Here is a 17,593-nt window from a genome sequence, read left to right as displayed (position 1 = left end):
AAACCGGTTGCACTGCGCAATGCGCAAAATCCAGCGTTTTCTTGTATCAGATCAATACCCGCATCCGTGTTTCAGGCTTGTGTTCGATGCCGGATCGGCAACCGATGCTGCATGAAGGTAAAATGATGGCTCATTTTGAAGGACACGCATGCCGCATATCTGGAAACCCTCCGTTACCGTTGCCGCCATCATCGAGCGTGATGGCAAGTTCCTCCTGATTGAAGAAGAGACCAGCGAAGGCATCCGCCTGAACCAGCCGGCGGGCCACCTCGACCCGCTCGAAACACTGGCCCAGGCGGTGGTGCGCGAGGTGCTGGAAGAGACGGCGTACGACTTCATGCCCGAGGCGCTGGTGGGCGTGTACATGTCGCGCTACACCTCCAAGCGGCGCGGCACCGACGTGACTTACCTGCGCTTCACCTTTTGCGGCCAGGCCGGGCAAGAGCATGACCAGCCGCTCGACGACGGCATCATCCGCACCTTGTGGATGACGCGCGACGAAATGGCCGCTTGCCAGGAGCGCCACCGCAGCCCGCTGATGCTGCAGTGCGTGGACGACTACCTCGGTGGCCGCCGCATGCCACTGGAAATGCTGCACACCCACGCCTCGGTGTTCGAGGGTGGATTAACGTAAGGGGATCTCGAAAAACCGTAGCGAGCGGCGCAAGTTTCGTCCGAGAAGCGCAGCCGTACGAAGGTACGGTGAGCATCGCAGAACGAAAATTGCGTCGCGCAGTAGGTTTTTCGAGGTCCCCGTAAGACGGATGTATTTAGACGGATTAATGCAATGGCAAACGCAGGGAAAAAGCAGAAAGTCGTGATCGGCATGTCGGGCGGCGTCGATTCCTCGGTCGCGGCGTGGATGCTCAAGGAGCAGGGCTACGACGTGGTCGGCCTGTTCATGAAAAACTGGGAAGACGACGACGATTCCGAATACTGCTCGACGCGCCAGGACTGGATCGACGCGGCCAGCGTGGCCGACGTGGTGGGCGTCGACATCGAGGCGGTCAATTTCGCGGCCGAATACAAGGACCGCGTGTTCGCCGACTTCCTGCGCGAATACCAGGCCGGGCGCACCCCGAATCCGGATGTGCTGTGCAACGCCGAGATCAAGTTCAAGGCCTTCCTCGACCATGCGATGCACCTGGGCGCGGACCTGATCGCCACCGGCCACTATGCGCGCGTGCGCGAAAACGCCGGCAGCTTCGAGCTGCTCAAGGCCTTCGATCACACCAAGGACCAGAGCTATTTCTTGCACCGCCTGAACCAGGCGCAGTTGTCGCGCACCCTGTTCCCGCTCGGTGAAATCCCGAAGACGGAAGTGCGCAAGATCGCCGAAAAGCTGGCGCTGCCGAACGCCGCCAAGAAGGATTCGACCGGCATCTGCTTCATCGGCGAGCGGCCTTTCCGCGACTTTTTGAACCGCTACCTGTCGTACAAGCCGGGGCCGATGAAGACCGACGACGGCACCGTGGTGGGCGAGCATGTGGGGCTGTCGTTCTACACCTTGGGCCAGCGCAAGGGCATCGGGGTGGGCGGCATGAAGAAGTACAAGAACGACGACGGCTCGAGCGACGCCTGGTACGTGGCGCGCAAGGATATCGAGAACAACACCCTGTACATCGTGCAGGGGCATAACCACCCGTGGCTGTTGTCCGGCACCCTGCACGCCGACCAGGCCAGCTGGGTGGCGGGCAAGGCCCCCGAGGCGCGCGCCATGTCGGCCAAGACGCGCTACCGCCAGGCCGACGTGCCGTGCGTGCTCACGCCGGACGGCATGGGCAATTTCGGCCTCGGGTTCACCGATCCGCAGTGGGCGGTCACGCCGGGGCAGTCGGCCGTGCTGTATGACGGCGACGTGTGCCTGGGCGGCGGGATTATCGCGGGGTCGACCGCCGGGTAAGCCGCGTGCCGTCGTTCACGCCGGCAGCACGGTCGCCGGATCGCGCTGGTCCCAGTCGACGCTGACCGGATTGAAGCCCTCGATGTAAGTGTCCGCCACATCGTAGTAGGGGGTCCCGCTCCAGCGCCGCGCGGCCTTGGCGTGGAAGGCACGCGCCTGTTCGAGGTCGCCGCGCCGGAAGCATAACTGGCCCATCAGCCAGTTGGGCTGGGGCTCACCCTGGTCGAATCGCAGCGACTGCTCCAGATCGCGCTGCGCTGCCGCCATGTCGCCCTGCGCGATGCAGGTCTCGGCGCGGATCCAGTAACCCTCGGTCAGCAGTTTATCTTCCCATCCCGAGACGCGCGTAAAGTCGATCGATTGCGTCGACAGATCGTATGCGAGCTCCAGCCAGCCAAAGCGCAAGGCTATGCGGGCGGCCATATTCAGCGCATCGTTCACCAGGCCGGTTTGCTCCGGCGGGAAGCGCTTGCTCGCTTCCAGGTATACATCGTAGGCCTGCGCGTGGGCGCTCACCGCGCACAATGTTCCAGCCATGCCCATATAGGCAGGGTAGAAATCGGGCCAGATGGTGGCCGCCTGTTTGTAGTAAAAATAGCCCAGCCGGTAATCGCCCTTGTTGATCGCCGCGATGGCCGCGTCGAGTGCCTCATCGCAGCGCACATCGAAACCGGAGCGATAGATGCTCTCGCCGGCGGCCAGGGCGCGGATGATGGCGCCGCTGTCCAAGACGTCTTCCTCACTGTACTCGCACGTAAACGGGGTCAGGAAGCGCCTGTCGACACGGTGGACGATCTCTTTGTGCGCATAACAGCGGTTCGGCAGTTTGCTGCCCCACCACTCGAAGCCCAGGACGAACATCACTGCATCCGGATTAAGATCGATGGTGTCCGGTTTGTAGTTCCATAAAAAGAGCAAAGGTGTATCGATGCGGGTGGCGGGCAAGGTACGCATCCAGCCCTCGTCGCTGGCGCTGACGAACACGCAATCCCTGGCATACACGCGCCCGTGCACGGAATAGCTTGCCCAGCTTGTGTCGATTCCCAGCCAGTTGCAATGGAGGTCGCCTTTGACGACAAACAAAGCGTACGCCGAACCGTCGACCTGCGCATGACCGTCAACGGCAATGCGCAGCATTCTGTCGTTTTGTAATGTCGCGTCCATTTCCTGGAGCTGCTCGCGCGAGATGCTGACGTCGCCCTTGATGACGATGAATTCGAGGTCATCGACATCACCGTCATAAAATTCGCTCTCGTCGTCCTCGTATGCCTCTTCAGCGAGGGGGAAGATGGCAAAAAATTCGTCCGCGTTCAGGCGCGGCAGGTCGGACCAGTTGGTCAGCTTCGGATACATGGCACTCATTCCGGCTGCGGCGCCTTCTGTTTCTTGATCACCGCCAGCACCGTATTCCTGATCGTGTTGAGCACCGCGTCGGCCTTGAACGGCTTGACGATAAACCCCTGCACCCCGCGCGCCACCGCCGCCTGCACGGTGGGCGCGTCGAGCGTGCCCGAGACCATGAAAATCAGCGTCTTGGGGTGGTGCGCGCGGATCTGCTCGACGATCTCGCCGCCATCCTCGACCTGCTCCAACGCCACGCACACGATCTGGGGATGGTACTTCTGCACCATCAGGTAACCCTTGAGCCCCGTATGCGTGTCGCCGACCACGTTGTAGCCGCCCTCCGTCAACACGCTGTTCAACAAGCCGCGCGAAATCGCATTTCCATCGACGATCACTGCTTTTAACATCGCGTCGTATCCTTTTTTGGTCAGAACGTTTCGAATGCCAGCATGTTCCAGGTCACGCCCAGGCGCACGTCGGTCTTCAGTTGCACCAGTTGGCGCGACAAATACAACACCTCGCGTTCGGCGCGCAGGCGCTCGCCCACCGGCGTCTTGAGAATGCCGGCGCCGGCCATCACCGCGTCCAGGTTGCCGTACGCGTTAAGCAGCTTGGCCGCCGTCTTCATGCCGACCTTGGACACGCCCGGCACGCCGTCGGTCACGTCGCCCATCAGCGCCAGCAAGTCCACCAGCAGCTCGGGCGCCACGCCGAACTTGTTGCGCACCCAGGCGTCATCATGCCATTCGCCCTTGAAATGGTCCCACACCAGCGCCCCGTGCGCAATCAGGCCGTGCAAGTCCTTGTCGGTGGACGCCACAATCGCTTCGCCGCGCCCTTCGGCCAGCCAGCGCAGCACCCCGGTGCCGATCACATCGTCGGCTTCGACGCCGGGCAGCATGAGCACGTGCAGGCCCTCGCCCGCCAGCTTCGCATGAAACCCGGGAAGCGCGTCGCGCAGGAAGGATGGCATGGGCGCGCGCTGCTCGCGGTAGCGCGGATACAGTGCGTGGCGCCAGGTCGGCCCGCCATGGTCGAAAGCGGCCAGCACGTGGGTCGGCCCGTGCGCGCCCAACAGCTTGCGGAACGACGAGAGCGCGTGACGCAGCGCGATGTCGGCCTTCTCGGCCGAATCGGGTTCGGGACTGGCCTCGTACACGCGCCGTACGATATTGAGCCCGTCGATGGCCAGCAGCTTGCCCACGGCCTTACTTGAGCAGTTCGTACAGGCCGCCGCGTTCCAGCGCGCGCTGGTAGGCGGGACGGGCGTGGATGCGGTTCAGGAAGTCCATCAGCTTCGGATACTTGTCGCCCAGGCCGCCGCGCGAGGCGGCAGCTTCCAGCACGAAGCTGACCTGGATGTCGGCGCCGCTGAACTCCGGGCCGGCAAACCAGTTCGAGGTAGCCAGTTCGGCTTCGAGGTAGGCCAGGTGCTGCGCGATCTGCGGCAGGATGTAGGTGCCCTTGACCTTTTGCGCGATGGCGCGCGCGATCGGCTTGGCGAAGAACGGCATCGGGCTCGTTTCGACGCGGTCGAACACGAGCTTCATCAACAACGGCGTCATGGCCGAGCCTTCGGCGTAGTGCATGAAGTAGGTGTAGCGCAGCTTGTCCGGGGTGCCGGCGGGCGGGACGAATTTGCCGTTGCCGTAGCGTTCGAGCAGGTAGTCGATGATGGCGCCCGATTCGGCCACCGTGTTGCCGTCGTCGGTGATGACCGGCGACTTGCCCAGCGGGTGCACCGCGCGCAGTTCGGGCGGCGCGAGCATGGTTTTGGGGTCGCGCTGGTACTTCTTGATCTCGTACGCCAGTCCCAATTCCTCCAGCAGCCACAAAATACGCTGGGAGCGCGAATTATTCAAATGGTGGACAATGATCATTGGGTTCTTTCGCCGGTGTTGAATCGGCGCTAGCTTAGCATTGTTACAGCCTATTGACCACGGAGTCCCCATGAGCTTTGTCTCGCCGCGCTACCTGCCTTTCCTGATTTCCCTGCTCGTCTTCGGATGGTCGGCCATCCTTGCGTTCAGGGGCGATGGCCCCGGATGGTGGCTGGCGGTCCTCAGCGGGGCCTTGAGCGCGCTCGGCGTGGCCGACCTGGCCCAGACCCGGCGCGCGCTGCGCCGCAATTACCCGATCCTGGCGCACTTCCGCTTTTTCTTCGAGTCGATCCGCCCCGAGATCCGCCAGTACTTCCTGGAAGACGATACCGAGGCCAAGCCGTTCTCGCGCAACCAGCGCAGCATCGTCTACCAGCGCGCCAAGATGGAAACCGACAAGCGCCCGTTCGGCACCCAGCTCGATGTCTACGAAGCCGGCTACGAGTGGATCAACCACTCGATGGCGCCGGCGCCCATGGGCGACCATAACTTTCGCATCGAGATCGGCAACCACCCATCGTGCCCGCGCGCGCAGCCCTATACAGCCAGCGTGTTTAACATCTCGGCCATGAGTTTCGGCTCGCTCTCGGCCAACGCCATCCTGGCCCTGAACGGCGGCGCGCGCCTGGGCGGCTTCATGCACGACACCGGCGAAGGCAGCATCAGTCGCTATCACCGCCAGCACGGCGGCGACCTGGTGTGGGAAATCGGCTCGGGCTACTTCGGCTGCCGCAACCCGGACGGCAGCTTCTCGGAAGCGAACTTCGCCGCCAACGCCACGCAGCCGCAGGTGAAGATGATCGAACTCAAACTGTCGCAGGGCGCCAAGCCCGGCCAGGGCGGCATCCTGCCGGGCGCCAAGGTGACCATCGAAATCGCCGCCGCGCGTGGCGTCACGGTGGGCGTCGATTGCCTGTCGCCGGCCAGCCATTCGGCCTTTTCGACCCCGATCGAGATGCTGCATTTTATCGAGCGCCTGCGCACCCTCTCGGGCGGCAAGCCGACCGGCTTCAAGCTGGCGATCGGCCACCCGTGGGAGTTCTTCGGCATCGTCAAGGCCATGCTGGCGACCGGCATCGTGCCCGACTTTATCGTGGTCGATGGCGGCGAAGGCGGCACCGGCGCGGCCCCCGTCGAATTTTCGGACCATGTCGGCACGCCCTTGCAGGAAGCGCTGGTGCTGGTGCATAACACCCTGGTCGGCGCGCGCCTGCGCGAGAAGATCAAGATCGGCGCCTCGGGCAAGATCATCACCGCGTTCGATATCGCGCGCACCATCGCGCTCGGCGCCGACTGGTGCAATTCGGCGCGCGGCTTCATGTTCGCGCTCGGCTGCGTGCAGTCGCAGAGCTGCCACACCGACCGCTGCCCGACCGGCGTGGCGACCCAGGACGAGCAGCGCCAGAAAGCGCTCGACGTGCCCGACAAAACCGCGCGCGTGGCCAACTTCCACCAGAGTACGATGAAAGCGCTGGCGCACCTGATCGCCGCCGCCGGGCTGACCCATCCCGACCAGTTGAATCCCCATCACCTGGTGCGGCGCGTCTCGCCCAACCAGGTCAAGCAGGTCTCGACCCTGATTCCCTACCTCTCCGAAGGCGAACTGCTCGACCCGGACCAGATCGAGCGCCTGCCGCCCGTGTTCGGGCTGTACTGGCCGATTGCGCAAGCCGAATCGTTCCAGCCGCTGGCGTGACGCCACCCGGCCGGGGCAGCGAGGATACAGGTTTTATCCGGCCCAAAAAGCGCGGTTTGTCACAACGGCCATCAATTTTTCATTCGCTGTCAATTTGCGCCAATGCGGATTGCATAGGCGCGCATGGTTAGGTACTATCAAGCAATATTGCAATAATGAATTGCTGTAACGACAAGACCATCCTGGAGATAATGCATGCCGCGCCAACGCACCATCCGCCTGTCCGCCCTTTCAATGATCCTGTTGGCCGGCTCCCCGCTGGGGGCCGCGCAGACCGCGCCGATGGCGCCGGACATCGTCGCCACCCCGTTCGAACTGCCCGATCACGGCGCCGACTACGTCAAGCGCATCGTCATGATTCCGATGCGCGACGGCGTCAGGCTGCACACCGTGATCACCATTCCCAAGGGCGCCACGCGCGCGCCGATGATCCTCTCGCGCACGCCCTACAACGCGGCCAAGCGCAGCGAGCGCAATGTGAGCCCGCACATGGCCTCGATGCTGGCCGAAGGCGACGACGGCTATGTGGCCAACGGCTACATCCGCGTGTACCAGGATGTGCGCGGCAAGTACGGCTCCGAAGGCGAGTACGTGATGACGCGCCCCTTGCGCGACCCGCTCAACACCAGCGCCGTCGACCATGCCACCGACGCCTGGGACACGATCGACTGGCTGGTCAAGAATATCGCGCAAAGTAACGGCAAGGTCGGCATGGTGGGCTCCTCGTACGAGGGTTTCACGGTGCTCATGGCGCTGGCCGATCCGCACCCGGCGCTCAAGGCCGCGGTGCCGATGAGCGCCATGGTGGACGGCTGGCGCGGCGACGACTGGTTCCACAACGGCGCCTTCCGCGTCAATAACCTGTCGTACATCGCCGGCCAGACCGCCGCGCGCGGCAATGGGCCGAACATCGCCACCGGCGTCTACGACGACTACGAATTCGCGCTGCGCGCCGGTTCCGCGTCCGACTACGCCAAGCGCTTCGGCATCGACCAGCTGACCTTTACCAAAAAGATCTTCGAACACCCGGCCTACGACAGCTTCTGGCAGAACCAGGCGCTCGACCGCGTGCTCGGCGCCCGACCGCTCAAGGTGCCGACCATGCACGTGGTGGGGCGCTGGGACCAGGAAGACATCTACGGCCCGTACGCCGCCTACGCCGCCACCGAAAAACTCGACACCACCAACACCATGAACCACCTGGTGGTCGGCCCGTGGCGTCACAGCGGGGTCAATTACGACGGCTCGACCCTGGGCGCGATCCGCTTCACCGGCGACACCGCCGCCGAATTCCGGCGCGAAGTGATGCTGCCCTTCTTTAACCAGTACCTGCAGGACGGCGCGCCCAGGGCCGACACGCCGCCGGTGCTGTCGTACCGCACCGGCGCGAACAAGTGGCAGCGCCTCGACAAGTGGCCGCTGACCGACGTCATGCAGCCGCTGTACCTGAAAGCCGGCGCGCGCCTGGACTTCGACAAGCCGGCCGCCGGCGCCGCCAATGCGCAGGCCGACGACTACGTCTCCGACCCGGCCAAGCCGGTGCCTTTCATCGCGCGCCCGGTGCGCATGTTCGACGGCGCGGTCTGGAAGCCGTGGCTGGCCAGCGACCAGCGCGCATTCTCCGACCGCCCGGACGTGCTGGCCTACGTGAGCGACAAGCTCGAGGCGCCCTTGCAGATCTCGGGCCAGGCGATGGTCAACCTGTTCGCCTCGACCACCGGCAGCGACGCCGACTGGGTTGTGAAACTGATCGATGTGTACCCGGACGAAGTGGCCTCGCAGCCGGAACTGGGCGGCTACCAGCTGGGCATCGCGATGGATATCTTCCGCGGGCGCTATCGCACGGGCCTGGACAAGCCGGCCGCGATCGTGCCGAACAAGGTGGAGCGCTACCGCTTCGCCCTGCCGAACGCGGACCACGTGTTCCTCAAGGGCCACCGGATCATGGTGCAGGTGCAGTCAAGCTGGTTCCCGCTGTACGACCGCAATCCGCAAACCTTCGTACCGAACATTTTCTTCGCCAGGCCGGGCGACTACCGCAAGGCCACGCACAAGGTATTCCACGCGCCGGGCATGGAAAGCGCGGTCGAACTGCCAGTGGTGCCGGTCGCGAAATGATTCAAGGCCCGGCCAGCGGGCAGCGCCGATATTGTGTATAAGGGAGTTCCTTTGGTCTGCGTTAACAGGTGTCTCTTGCGAAATCGATCCGGCACGGTATTGCTCACTGTTTGTTTCTGGCTGGGCGCTTGTTTCGGCCTGGGCGGCTGCGCGCTGGTCAAGCTCAAGGAAGAATCGGCCACCTTCTATTCATCGACCGTGCTGGCCGGGTACGTGACAGGCGCCCAGGCCTGGGACGGGCAGGTGGTCGTCGCCGCCGGCACCATGCGGGACGGACGGATCGACATCGCGCACTACACCGTCCTGCACGAAGCGGGCGGCTATGAACTGATCGTACCCAAGGGCGAATACACGCTGTTTGCCTTCGGCGACGCCAACGGCAACCTGACGCTCGACGCCGGCGAACCGGTCGGCCATTACGCGTCGGCGCCGGTGCGCGCCAGCGGCAGCGGTTCGCTGGTCAGCCTCGATGTGGTGATCTCGGCCACGCCGCAAAGCGCCATCCCGCCCGGCACCTCGGTGGCCGCGCGTTTGCCGGCAAAAACCCACAGCACCCAGGTCGGCGCGCTCATGGCGCTCGACGACCCGCTGTTTTCGGCCCAGGCCGGGCAGCGCGGCTACTGGGCGCCGGTCGATTTTTTCAGGGAGGTGGGCGGCAATATCTACTTCCTGGAAGCGTACGATCCGCGCAAGACGCCGGTGCTGTTCGTGCACGGCGCGGCCGGCTCGCCCCAGGACTGGCGCTACTTTATCGCGCACCTGGACCGCAGCCGCTACCAGCCGTGGATCTTCTACTACCCGTCCGGGTCATCGCTCGATTCGATGTCTTACCTGCTGTACTGGAAGCTGAGCAATCTGCAGCGGCGCTACCACTACGACAAGCTGTACCTCACCGCGCACAGCATGGGCGGGCTGGTGGTGCGCTCGTTCCTGGCCGACTACGGCGACCAGTTTCCGGCCGCGACCCTGTTCGTGACCCTGTCCACGCCGTGGGGCGGCGATGCGCTGGCCGACCAGGGCATCGCCTATTCGCCGGCGGTGGTCCCGTCATGGCGCGACGTGCGGGCCGGCGGGCGCTTCGTGCAAACGCTGTTCCGCAAGCCGCTTCCGCGCGAGATCGATTACTACCTGATGTTCGGCCATGGCGGCCGTTACAGCCTGCTGCGCCCCGCCAGCAACGACGGCGTCATCACCCTGGCCAGCCAGTTGCGCGCCGACGCCCAGTCCGAGGCCAGGCGCGTGTTCGGCTACGACGCGGGCCACGTCGGCATCCTGTCCTCGCCCGAGGTGTTCGCGCAGTACGCGGCGCTGCTCAAGGCGGCCGACCAGCGCGACAGCGACGCCCCGGCGGCGGGCAAGGGCAAGCTGCGCGTGAGGTTCTCCGCGCGGAGCGACGCCACGCCGGCGTCGGCGCCGGTGCTGGTGCTGCAACCGGTCGACACTACGCGCGAGCGCATCGTGGTGCCGGTCGGCGCGCGCGACAGCGGGCGCGAACTCGGCCCCTTCCCGCCCGGCGCCTACCATGTGAGCCTGCTGGCGCGCGGATTCAAGACCACGCCGGCCGCCGTGCAGGCGGACATCGGCCCCGGCTTTGTCCCCGAGCTGGCCTTCGCGCTCGCGCCGCAAGGCACCTTGTCGGGCTACATCGGGGCCGAGGTCACGCCCACCGACAACCCGGCCGGCAGCCTGCGCGCCGACCGGAGCGACATCGTCATCGAGTCCATCGTGCTGGCCAACGCCAGCGAGCGGCGCGAGATCCGGCCTGCCGCCGACACCAGCGACCGCACCCTGGAAGCCTACCAGGCCGGCCAGGACTATCTGTTCAAGACGTTTTTTTCCTTCGTCGGCCTGGCTCAAGGAAGCTACGAACTGACCATCAACGTGGCCGGCTATGCGCCGTACCGGCACACCTACCGCGTGGTGCCCGGACAGCCCGGCTACCTGACGGCGATCGACCTGAGCGCCCCCAGGTAGCCAACATGCGCGCAGGAAAATAACTTCTGCCAGTATTTATTGCCTTGTTACAATTGATAAATACAGACAGAAAAGGTTATCACATGCCCACAGCTTCCGGCGAGCGCCGCAGCATCCTCCTCAGCCTGGCCGTGGTGGCCGCCGGCGTCGCCGCGGCGCTGTACCACTTCCCGCGCCAGCCAGCCTATGCCGCCGAAGCCCGGCAGCGCGAGCGGTTGGCCCAGGCGCCGCGGGTGGAGGTGATCGTCGACGGCGAACACATGGTCCACGGCATGGCCGTCGACGCGCGCGGCACGCTCTATATCACCACCATCGGAGAAGACGATGTGTACGCCCTGAGCAAACCCGGACAGCGCGTCAGGTTCACCGACCAGGATGAGCAGGAAAGCAATCCGTCGCGGCACAGGAGCCTGGAATCGCCGTCCACGCTGACGGCTGACGCAATGGGAAACCTGTATGCGCTCGATGCCAGCGGCCCCCGCTTCGGCTGCTTTGCCTCGGCGCGCGTCAAACGCATCGCTGCCGATGGCAAGGTCAGCGCGCTGGCCCACGCCGACACCGCCATGGCGCCGCGCAACATAGGCGGTGGCATGATGCCGATTGCCGTGGACAAGACGGGCGCGCTGTACATGCTGACGCAGGACGGTCCGTACAAAGTCTCGGGCGCGGGAAAATTGTTCCCCCAGCCGGTGCCGGAAGGCGAGGCCGACTACGCCTTCCCGCCGCAGGAGGGCGTCCTGGCCGCGCATCCCGACGGCGGTGTGGTCGTGGCGAGCCCCGGCCACGGGGTTTACCGCCTCCTGCCCGACGGCCGCGCCGCCCGGCTGGAAACGCGCGGCGGCGATTGTTCGCTCGATGTACCGATTGCCCCCGTGGCACAGGACGACAGCACATGCAGGACCGGCCCGCACAGCGGTTGCACGGAACGCACCACAGCGCCAAAAGCGCCGAGATGCAAGATCGACGCGCTCGCTGTCGATGCGGGCGGCCGTATTTTTCTGTCGGACGATGGGCGTATCCTGCAAGTCGATACGGATGGCGCGATCAGTACGTTTTTCGATCCCGCCAAAGGCCCGCCGATCCCGCTCAAGAACCCGGTTCAGGATTACCCGCTCACCCTGATGGCGCTCGGCCCGCATGGCGAAGTGTACTGGGCCCGCTTTGCGACCTTGTACAAGATTACGCCGTGGAGCCGCCTGCGCCGGCGGTAAAACCGGGAACTTACTTGAGGTGCAGCTCGATCACGCGCTGCTTGTTGTTGCCCGACGGCGTATCGGCGCCGATTCGCGGCGCCGCCGGCCCATCCTCGCAGGTGCCGCAACTGCTGCACCCGCTGCCGCAACCCGACGAGGCCTTGTTCTGGCCGAACAGCTTGTTGCGCAAGCTTGTCGGCAGATACTTCGAGGCCGCGTACCACGCGGCCACGGCGACGATCAGTCCCACGATCAGATAGTCAAGCATCTCAGGCTCCCATCGCGATGGCGACGCGGTAAGTGATGAACGAGGCGGTGTAAGCCAGCGCGAACATGTAGCCGGCCATGATGAAGGCGTAACGCGCGCTGCCCGTCTCCCTGCGCACCACCGACAGGGTGGCGATGCACTGCGGCGCGAACACATACCAGGCCAGCAAGGACAGCGCGGTCGGCATCGACCACGATTGCGAAATGAGGGGAGCGAGCGTGGTGGCCAGTTCGTCGCCGGTCTGCGAGAGCGCATACACGGTGCCGAGCGCGCCCACGGCCACTTCGCGCGCGGCCATGCCCGGCACCAGCGCGATGCAGATCTGCCAGCCGAAGCCGATCGGTTCGAACACCACGGCCAGCGCGCGGCCCAGCATGCCGGCGATGCTGTAATAGATCGGCGGGTGGGTGGCGCCTTCCGGCGCGCCCGGGAAACTCGACAAGAACCACAGCAGCACCATCAGCGCCAGGATCACGGTACCGACCCGCACCAGGAAGATCTTGGCGCGCTCCCACAGGCCCATCGCCAGGTTGCGCAGGTGCGGCCAGTGGTAGCTTGGCAGTTCCAGCATCAGCGGCTGGTGGCTGTTGGCGCCCATGAAGCGCTTGATCACCCAGGCCACCGCCATGGCGCTGAAAATGCCGGCGAAGTACAGGATGAACAGCACCAGGCCCTGCAGGTTGATCCAGCCGTCGGCGACATCGCGGTTGGGAATGAAGGCGGCGATGATCAGCGCGTACACCGGCAGGCGCGCCGAGCAGGTCATCAAAGGCGCGATCATGATCGTCACCAGGCGGTCGCGCGGATTCTGGATGGTGCGCGCGGCCATCACGCCGGGAATGGCGCAGGCAAAGCTCGACAGCAGCGGAATGAAGGCGCGTCCCGACAGGCCGACCCCGCCCATGATGCGATCTAACAGGAAGGCGGCGCGCGGCAGGTAACCGCAGTCTTCCAGCACCAGGATGAAGAAGAACAAAATCAGGATCTGCGGCAGGAACACCAGCACGCTGCCGACGCCGCCGAGGATGCCCTCGACCAGCAGGCTGCGCAGCACGCCCTCGCCCATCATGCCGCCGACCCAGGCGCCGATGGCTTCGACCCCGCCGCTGATCATTTCCATCGGCAGCGCGGCCCAGCTGAACACGGCCTGGAACACCAGGAACATGAGAGCGGCCAGGATGACCGGGCCGGCCAGCGGGTGCAGCACCACGTCGTCGATTTTTTCCGACAGGTTGCCGGTGTCGTTGGCGAAGCTGACGGCCGCGTCCAGGATGCGGCGCACTTCGCGCTGGGTTTCTTCGACCGGCACGGCGTCGATGGCCGCCAGCGGCGCGGCCTTGACGGCGCCACTGCCGCGCACAGGATCGGGCATCAGGTCGAGCGCCTTGAGCAGGGCGACTTCGCCGCCGCTCTGCACGGCCACCGTTTCGACCACGGGCATGCCCAGCTCCTGCGCCAGTCTGGCGCTGTCGATCTTGATGCCGCGCTTGTTGGCCACGTCGACCATGTTCAGCGCCAGCACCATCGGCAGGCCGAGGCGCTTGACTTCGAGGACCAGGCGCAGGTTCAGGCGCAGATTGGTGGCGTTGACCACACAGACGATGGCGTCGGGCGCCTGTTCGCCGGCGCGCAGGCCACCCACGACGTCGCGCGTGATCGCTTCGTCGGGCGTGGTGGCCGACAGGCTGTACGCGCCCGGCAGGTCCAGCACTTTATAGGCGCGCCCCATGGGCGAGGTAAAACTGCCTTCCTTGCGCTCGATGGTCACGCCGGCGTAGTTGGCGACCTTCTGGCGCGCCCCGGTGAGCCGGTTGAACAGGGCCGTCTTGCCGCAGTTCGGATTGCCCAACAGCGCAATGAGCGGCGTGCGCGTCACTGCCTGGACTTGTGGTTCTACAGCACCCATTTTCTGCTTCCGTTGTTTCCGTCGTGTTTTCGTTTAATCCGGTTTGACCGACACCAGCGACGCCTCGAAGCGGCGCAGCGCGAAGGTGGAGTCGCCCACCTTGACCGCGACCGGATCGCCGCCCGGCAGGCGCTTGAGCATGCGGATCGATTCGCCCGGCACGAAGCCGAGCTCCATCAGGCGGCGCGTGACATCCACGCCGGCACCCGCGTCCGCCGCGCAGGGCGCGATATGGATCACAGTGCCGCTCTGGCCGGGGACGAGGGCATCGAGCGTGATCAGGGTGGGGGCAAGAGTCATATTGTCAGTTCACTAAGATAAGTGGAATTCGCGCTACATCGTGTTGGATACTAGCATCATAAACGTAAATGCGAACTATTTCTATTTGGAGTTGGGCCTTTTTTGCGTAAACCACTTGCAATCGATCTGGAGTTGCGACAGAATACAAATCTTAATGATAATGATTCTCATTATGGTGAAAGCGGCAATTTTGCCCGCCGACCCTGATGAAAGGAAGGTGCTTCGATGATCGTCTGTGTTTGCAATAACATTTCCGACCGCGAAATTCGTCAGGCGGTCGATCTCGGCTTGTCGTCGATGGCCGAGCTGCGCCGCGACCTGGGCGTGGGTACCTGCTGCGGCAAATGCGCCAGTTGCGCCAAGCAAGTCCTGAACCAGCACCTTGAGAGCAAAACCATCCACGCCACCGAGTTGTCGTTCCGCTCGGCGCAAACAGCCTGAGTCCACGATGAGCGCAATGACCTTTTCCACCGACCCCGGCATGGGCGATCCCACTGCCGTGGTGGCGAAGCTGCGCGCCAAGTTCGGCCCCTTCGCGGTCGTCATCGCCATTCACGGCGCACTGTTCTACCTGATTTCGAGCGGCCTGCTGCACCGCATGGCCGAAGTGGCGCTGCCGCAGGCGATCATGGTCAGCTTCGTGGCCCCGCCGCCGCCGCCCAAGCCGGCCACCCCGAGCGCGCCGAAAATCGTTTCCGTGGCCACGCTGCGCCCGCCCCCGCGGGTGGTGGTGCCGCCCACGCCGATCGTGCAGGCGCCGCTCCAGAACACCATTACCGCCTCGCCCCCGTCGGCGCCGGTGGTGAGCGAAGCGCCGGCCGCCCCGGTGGTCGTGGCCGCGCCGCCGGCGCCGCCGGCGACCGGTCCCAAGACCATCAGCTCGGGCGTGGAATACATCCAGGCGCCGCAGCCGGTGTACCCGACCATGTCCAAGCGCATGGGCGAGCAGGGCAAGGTCGTGCTGCTGATTCTGGTCAATGAAAAAGGCATGCCCGACCAGGTCAAGGTGCAGTCCTCGTCCGGTTCGTCGCGCCTCGACGAAGCCGGGCGCCAGGCGGCCCTGCGCGCGGTATTCAAGCCGCACGTGGAAGATGGCCACCCGGTGCCGGTGTATGTGATCGTTCCGCTGACCTTCCAGCTCGCCAGCTGATCGGTTTCGGAGCAACAAAAAGACGGCCCCGGAGGCCGTCTTTCCTCGTTAACGCCTGTTTTTTGCTATCATGGAGAAACTCTCCATCACTAAAGAAAGCCTCCCATGAAGGGCGACAAGAATGTCATCCGGCTGCTCAATGCGCAGCTGACCAATGAGCTCTCCGCGATCAACCAGTATTTCCTGCATGCGCGCATGTACCGTCACTGGGGCCTGGAGAAGCTGGCCAAGAAAGAATACGAAGAATCGATCGGCGAAATGAAGCATGCCGACAAACTGATCGACCGCATCCTGATGCTCGACGGCTTGCCGAACCTGCAAGCGCTGCACAAGCTGCTGATCGGCGAATCGACCCAGGAAATGATCGAATGCGACCTGAAACTTGAGCAAGCCGCGCATGCGACGGTCAAGGAAGGCATCGCCGCCGCCGAGCTGGCAGCCGATTACGTCACCCGCGATTTGTTTTTGATGATCCTGGAAGACACCGAGGAACACATCGACTGGCTGGAAACGCAGCTGGACCTGATCGTCAAGGTCGGGATTCAGAATTACCTGCAGAGCCAGATGGGCGAGCACGCTTAATCAGATATCGCGTTAGCTTCAAAAACCGTCGGCATATACCGCTGACTGCAAAACCGTCGCCCCCGCGCCAAGGCGGCCCTCGGCGGGGGCCCAAGTCTTCCGCTCAGTCACTGGCTGCGGAATGAACTTGGGCCCCCGCCTGCGAGGCTGTCTCAAAACGTAAAATCACCGCTAGGCGGTAGACTCTTATCCGTCGTTCCCGCGCAGGCGGGAATCCCATTCCGTGGCGTAGCAGCGAACTTGGATTCCCGCCTGCGCGGGAATGACGGTGCTGGAGGCGGTGGTAGTCGTTGAACGCTTCCCTTTTAAGACAGCCTCCTGCGCGGGGCGACGGTGGTTTAGCCACTGCGCCAGCGCGCCACCCATTTGTCGTAAAAGCCGAGGCTCCTCGGTATCGCCCCCGGAATCGCGCACACCGCGCCGGCGAATTCATTGGCGCGCGCCAGGGTCGTTTCCAGCGCCCAGCCGCGCACGCGGCCGAGCAGGAACAGCGCCGAAAACGCATCCCCCGCCCCCACCGAATCGATCACGAACGGCGGCAGCGGATTGTCGCGATGGACGATCACCGCGCCATCGGCGCCGAAGTACACCGAACCGCGATGACCCAGGGTCACGATCAGCGCTTCCAGTCCAAACATCTGCACCAGCACCGCGCACGCCGCGCGCACCTCGTCGCCATCGAGCGGCGGCGCGCTCGGATGGATATCCACATACCACGCGAACAGCGACTGCAATTCTTCCTCGTTGACCTTGACGATATCGGCCGCGTGCAGGGAGTGGAACACGCAGCGCTCGTCGAACTGGCCTTCGCGCAGGTTCAGGTCGAGGTAGCGCGTGGCGTTGCTGGCGTCGAGCAGCGCGTACAGGGTGTCGCGCGAACGCGGGCAGCGCTGCGCCAGGGTGCCGAAATAGATCGCCGACGCCGCCACCGATTCCAGCGCCCCCAGGGCTTGCTCGGGATTGATGTAATCGTACGCCTGGCCCGGCAGGATCACGAAACGGTGGCCGCGCACGTTGCGCTCGGCCACCACGCGCCCGGTTTCTTCGATCGGATCGAACTGCAAACCGGCGTCGGACATGGCGAAGCGCTCGAATTCGGCGCGCACGATGGCGCCGTTCCTGTCGTCGCCGATGCGGGTGATCGCCAGTTGCGGCGACATGAAGGCCGCCAGGTGGCGCGCCACGTTGAACGGCGCGCCGCCTACCGCCTGCTCGCTGAGGAAGTCGTCGACCAGCGCCTCGCCATACACTACGGTTGTCATCTTCTTCGTTCCTTGCG

Annotated in this window: 17 protein-coding genes; 9 read left to right on the top strand and 8 right to left on the bottom strand. The window is 64.5% G+C overall.

The features are described from left to right. The first annotated feature begins 148 nt into the window (after window positions 1-148). Both F0185_RS12650 and mnmA read left to right on the top strand, forming a co-directional pair. Window positions 149-634, top strand: a complete 486-nt coding sequence (locus F0185_RS12650; protein ID WP_166893698.1) for an NUDIX hydrolase — start codon at window positions 149-151, stop codon at window positions 632-634. 153 nt (window positions 635-787) lie between these two features. Further along, a complete protein-coding gene (mnmA, locus tag F0185_RS12645; protein ID WP_167224886.1) occupies window positions 788-1,903 on the top strand; it encodes a tRNA 2-thiouridine(34) synthase MnmA in 1,116 nt (371 codons plus the stop codon). A gap of 15 nt (window positions 1,904-1,918) precedes the next feature. On the opposite strand, the gene F0185_RS12640 is transcribed toward mnmA, so the two are convergent. From F0185_RS12640 to F0185_RS12625, 4 genes are read right to left on the bottom strand one after another with little or no spacing between them, the layout of a single operon-like run. After that, window positions 1,919-3,265 carry a tetratricopeptide repeat protein gene (locus F0185_RS12640; RefSeq protein WP_223164507.1) on the bottom strand — a complete coding sequence of 449 codons (1,347 nt, stop codon included), beginning with the start codon at window positions 3,263-3,265 and terminating at the stop codon, window positions 1,919-1,921. After that, window positions 3,262-3,654 (bottom strand): ANTAR domain-containing response regulator, encoded by a 393-nt coding sequence (locus tag F0185_RS12635; RefSeq protein ID WP_167224882.1) that lies wholly within the window; start codon window positions 3,652-3,654, stop codon window positions 3,262-3,264. The genes F0185_RS12640 and F0185_RS12635 overlap by 4 nt, the downstream gene beginning before the upstream one ends. Window positions 3,655-3,674: 20 nt before the next feature. After that, window positions 3,675-4,451: a 5'-3' exonuclease gene (locus tag F0185_RS12630; protein ID WP_167224880.1), complete on the bottom strand. Its 777-nt coding sequence runs from the start codon at window positions 4,449-4,451 to the stop codon at window positions 3,675-3,677. 4 nt (window positions 4,452-4,455) lie between these two features. Next, window positions 4,456-5,127 (bottom strand): glutathione S-transferase family protein, encoded by a 672-nt coding sequence (locus F0185_RS12625; RefSeq protein ID WP_167224878.1) that lies wholly within the window; start codon window positions 5,125-5,127, stop codon window positions 4,456-4,458. A gap of 70 nt (window positions 5,128-5,197) precedes the next feature. Here F0185_RS12625 and F0185_RS12620 point away from each other — a divergent pair, with 70 nt between their 5' ends. The 4 genes from F0185_RS12620 (at window position 5,198) to F0185_RS12605 (ending at window position 12,126) form a co-directional block, all read left to right on the top strand. Beyond that, a complete protein-coding gene (locus tag F0185_RS12620) occupies window positions 5,198-6,823 on the top strand; it encodes an FMN-binding glutamate synthase family protein (protein WP_167224876.1) in 1,626 nt (541 codons plus the stop codon). A gap of 195 nt (window positions 6,824-7,018) precedes the next feature. Then, a complete protein-coding gene (locus F0185_RS12615) occupies window positions 7,019-8,941 on the top strand; it encodes a CocE/NonD family hydrolase (protein ID WP_167224874.1) in 1,923 nt (640 codons plus the stop codon). A gap of 75 nt (window positions 8,942-9,016) precedes the next feature. Then, window positions 9,017-10,915 carry a lipase family alpha/beta hydrolase gene (locus tag F0185_RS12610; protein ID WP_167224872.1) on the top strand — a complete coding sequence of 633 codons (1,899 nt, stop codon included), beginning with the start codon at window positions 9,017-9,019 and terminating at the stop codon, window positions 10,913-10,915. A gap of 83 nt (window positions 10,916-10,998) precedes the next feature. Further along, window positions 10,999-12,126, top strand: a complete 1,128-nt coding sequence (locus tag F0185_RS12605) for an NHL repeat-containing protein (RefSeq protein WP_167224871.1) — start codon at window positions 10,999-11,001, stop codon at window positions 12,124-12,126. 10 nt (window positions 12,127-12,136) lie between these two features. Here F0185_RS12605 and F0185_RS12600 read toward each other — a convergent pair whose 3' ends face one another. Genes F0185_RS12600 through F0185_RS12590 form a run of 3 tightly spaced genes read right to left on the bottom strand, consistent with a single transcriptional unit; the run spans window position 12,137 to window position 14,582 of the window. Next, entirely contained in the window at window positions 12,137-12,376 is a 240-nt protein-coding gene (locus F0185_RS12600; RefSeq protein WP_167224869.1) for a hypothetical protein, read from the bottom strand. 1 nt (window position 12,377) lies between these two features. Further along, window positions 12,378-14,282, bottom strand: a complete 1,905-nt coding sequence (gene feoB, locus F0185_RS12595) for a ferrous iron transporter B (RefSeq protein ID WP_167224867.1) — start codon at window positions 14,280-14,282, stop codon at window positions 12,378-12,380. 33 nt (window positions 14,283-14,315) lie between these two features. Then, a complete protein-coding gene (locus F0185_RS12590) occupies window positions 14,316-14,582 on the bottom strand; it encodes a FeoA family protein (protein WP_166893716.1) in 267 nt (88 codons plus the stop codon). Window positions 14,583-14,807: 225 nt separating this feature from the next. On the opposite strand from F0185_RS12590, the gene F0185_RS12585 reads away from it, so the two are divergent. From F0185_RS12585 to bfr, 3 genes are all read left to right on the top strand, one after another. Next, the gene (locus tag F0185_RS12585) at window positions 14,808-15,023 is read left to right on the top strand and encodes a (2Fe-2S)-binding protein (protein WP_166877522.1); all 216 of its coding nucleotides are present in this window, start codon (window positions 14,808-14,810) and stop codon (window positions 15,021-15,023) included. Window positions 15,024-15,030: 7 nt separating this feature from the next. Next, window positions 15,031-15,732 carry an energy transducer TonB gene (locus tag F0185_RS12580; RefSeq protein ID WP_229476977.1) on the top strand — a complete coding sequence of 234 codons (702 nt, stop codon included), beginning with the start codon at window positions 15,031-15,033 and terminating at the stop codon, window positions 15,730-15,732. 105 nt (window positions 15,733-15,837) lie between these two features. Then, window positions 15,838-16,314, top strand: coding sequence for a bacterioferritin (bfr, locus tag F0185_RS12575; protein WP_166877516.1), 477 nt, complete (start codon window positions 15,838-15,840; stop codon window positions 16,312-16,314). A gap of 338 nt (window positions 16,315-16,652) precedes the next feature. Here bfr and F0185_RS12570 read toward each other — a convergent pair whose 3' ends face one another. Further along, on the bottom strand, window positions 16,653-17,576 hold the full coding sequence (locus F0185_RS12570) for a PfkB family carbohydrate kinase (protein ID WP_167224865.1): 924 nt from the start codon (window positions 17,574-17,576) through the stop codon (window positions 16,653-16,655). Window positions 17,577-17,593 lie beyond the last annotated feature (17 nt).

It is taken from the genome of Massilia rubra (assembly GCF_011682065.1).
GTDB classification, from domain to species: domain Bacteria; phylum Pseudomonadota; class Gammaproteobacteria; order Burkholderiales; family Burkholderiaceae_D; genus Telluria_A; species Telluria_A rubra.
This window is presented reverse-complemented; position numbering and strand designations above follow the sequence as displayed.